At 67.5% G+C, this 2,673-nt stretch carries 3 protein-coding genes; all 3 read right to left on the bottom strand.

Features of this window, described 5'->3' with window-relative positions:
- The coding region (locus tag B7X32_RS20150; protein WP_366247016.1) for an ABC transporter ATP-binding protein at positions 1 to 570 on the bottom strand (570 nt) is incomplete at its 3' end.
- Complete coding sequence (locus B7X32_RS20145; RefSeq protein ID WP_292723830.1) at positions 563 to 1,513, bottom strand: ABC transporter ATP-binding protein; 951 nt, start codon at positions 1,511 to 1,513, stop codon at positions 563 to 565. The genes B7X32_RS20150 and B7X32_RS20145, both read right to left, overlap by 8 nt.
- Positions 1,510 to 2,655, bottom strand: coding sequence for a branched-chain amino acid ABC transporter permease (locus B7X32_RS20140; RefSeq protein ID WP_292723834.1), 1,146 nt, complete (start codon positions 2,653 to 2,655; stop codon positions 1,510 to 1,512). Before B7X32_RS20140 ends, B7X32_RS20145 begins: the two co-directional genes overlap by 4 nt.
- Positions 2,656 to 2,673: the final 18 nt, after the last annotated feature.

Here is a 2,673-nt window from a genome sequence, read left to right as displayed (position 1 = left end):
CACCAGCAGCACGGTCGTGCCCTGCGCGTTGATCTCCGTGATGATCTTGAAGATCTGCCGGATGAACTGCGGAGCGAGTCCCATCGAGGGCTCGTCCAGCAGCAGCACGCGGGGCTGGGACATCAGCGCACGGCCGATCGCGAGCATCTGCTGCTCGCCGCCGGACATCGTGCCGCCGAGCTGCTTCTTGCGCTCGTCGAGCCGCGGGAACAACGAGAACACGCGCTCGTAGGACTCCGCGACGCCCGACTTGTTCTTCAGGCCGAACGTGCCCATGTCGAGGTTCTCCAGCACCGTCATGCCGGGGAAGATCCCCCGGCCCTCCGGCGACTGCGAGATGCCCTTGACGACCCGCAGGTGCGCCTTCATCTTGGTGATGTCCTGGCCGTCGAACGTGATGGATCCGCTCGACGGCTGGAGCAGCCCCGAGATCGTGCGCATCGTCGTCGTCTTGCCCGCGCCGTTCGCGCCGATCAGCGTGACGATCTCTCCCTCGTCGACCGAGAACGAGATGTCGTGGATCGCCTTGATCCTTCCGTAGTGGACCGCGACGTCCTTGAGTTCAAGCAGCGTCATCTTCGGGCACTCCCAGGTAGGCGGCGATCACACGCGGATCGTCGCGGATGGCGGCGGGCAGGGCGTCGGCGATCTTGCGGCCGAACTCCAGCACCACGATGCGGTCGGTGACGCCCATCACGAGCTTCATGTCGTGCTCGATGAGCAGCACCGTGTAGCCCTCGTCCCTGATGGCCCGGATGAGGGCCATCAGGTCCTCCTTCTCCGCAGGGTTGAAGCCGGCGGCGGGCTCGTCCAGGCAGAGCAGCTTCGGATCCGTCGCGAGCGCGCGGGCGATCTCGAGGCGCCGCTGGGATCCGTAGGACAGATCCCGCGAGCGCTTCTGCGCGTGCTGGGCGATGCCGACGAAGTCCAGCAGCGCCATCGCCCTGTCGACAGAGCTCCTCTCCTCGCGGATGTGCCGCGGGGAGCGGATCAGCGCGCCGGGCACCGAGGTGCGGTGCCGGGCATCGAGGCCCACCACCACGTTCTCCAACGCCGTCATCTCGCCGAACAGGCGGATGTTCTGGAACGTGCGCGCCAGGCCCATCCGCGTGATCTGGTGCTGCTTGCGCCCCTTCACCGATGTCCCTTCCAGCAGCACGTCGCCGCTGGTCGGCCGGTAGACGCCGGTCATCGCGTTGAAGCAGGTCGTCTTGCCTGCGCCGTTGGGTCCGATGAGGCCGAGGATCTCGCCGCGCTTGATGTCGAACGTCACGTCGTCGAGGGCGGTGAGGCCGCCGAACTTGATCGTGAGGTTCTTCACCTCGACGAGCTTCTCGCCGACGGCGACGTCGATCTCGCGCTCCGACTCCGCGCCCTCGACGAGCGGCGGGACCTCGCCGGGCACGATGTCCGGCTCCGCACCGTCGTCGAGCGTGGGCTCGGCGGCGGACGTGTCGTCGATCACGGGCTCCTCCGGAGTCGCATCGGTCCTGTCGTCGTTCTGGTCGGTCATGCCGCGCCCCCTTCCGTCCTCGGCGCCGGCGCTCCCGGCGGTTCCGCACCTCTCGGCGTCTTCGGCGGGGCGACCCATTCGACCGCCTTGCGCGAATACGCCATGAGCCGCATCTTCGCCGGGATGAGTCCCTGGGAGCGGTAGATCATCAGGATGACCAGGGCGACACCGAAGATCAGATACTTGTAGTCGGCGACCGCGGTGAACCGCAGCGGGATGTACGCGACGATCGCACCACCCAGGATCGCGCCGACCTTGTTGCCCGTGCCGCCGAGGACGACCGCCGCGAGGAACAGGATCGAGGTCTGCACGTCGAACTTCTGGTTGTTGACGAAGCCGACCTGGCCGGCGAACAGCGCTCCGGAGAGGCCGCCGACGCTTGCGCCGATCGCGAAGGCCCACACCTTGTACTTGAACGTCGGGACGCCCATGGTCTCCGCCGCATCCTCGTCCTCGCGGATCGCGATCCAGGCGCGCCCGACGCGCGAACGCTCGAGGTTGCCCGCGAGCAGCAGGATGATGATGAGGATCGTCACGGTCAGCCAGTACCACGGGGTGCCGTTCGAGTTCGCGAAGATCGGGATCCCGTTCGGTCCGTCGCCCGGCGGGCGGCCGACGTTCTGGAACCCGACCTGCCCCTTCATCGCGGGGATGATGGTCGCCAGGATCCGCACGATCTCACCGAATCCGAGCGTCACGATCGCGAGGTAGTCGCCGCGCAGCCGGAGCGTGGGCACGCCCAGCACGACGCCGAAGATCATCGCGATCACCATGGCGAGCGGAAGCGTCCACAGATACGGGATCTTCAGATACGGAGAGTCGGGGCTGGTGAACATCGCCGCCGTGTACGAGCCGACCGCGAAGAAGGCCACGTACCCGAGGTCGAGCAGACCGGCGTAGCCGACCACGACGTTCAGGCCGACCGCGACGAGCGCGTACACGGCCATCGCGAACAGTGCCAGGGGCCAGTCGTTGCCCGGTGCCGTGCTGAGCGGGAAGAAGTTCAGGTACGGCATCGCGTAGGCGATCGCGACGACGATCAGCATCCACCCCCACTGGGCGGGGCGGGACAGCCCGTTCCATCGCTCGCGCAGTCCGCGGAACGGCCCGCGGCGCTGCGTCGCGACGGACTCGGTCTCGATGACCTCCCTGGCCGCAAG

Source organism: Microbacterium sp. 13-71-7 (genome assembly GCF_002257455.1).
Taxonomy (GTDB): Bacteria; Actinomycetota; Actinomycetes; order Actinomycetales; family Microbacteriaceae; genus Microbacterium.
The sequence above is the reverse complement of the archived record's forward strand: the minus strand, read 5'-3'. Positions and strand labels throughout refer to the sequence as shown.

What these genes read in the sequence shown, in the direction of transcription:
- B7X32_RS20145 (WP_292723830.1), bottom strand. Translation starts at nt 1,513, where the DNA reads ATGACCGACCAGAACGACGACAGGACCGATGCGACTCCGGAGGAGCCC.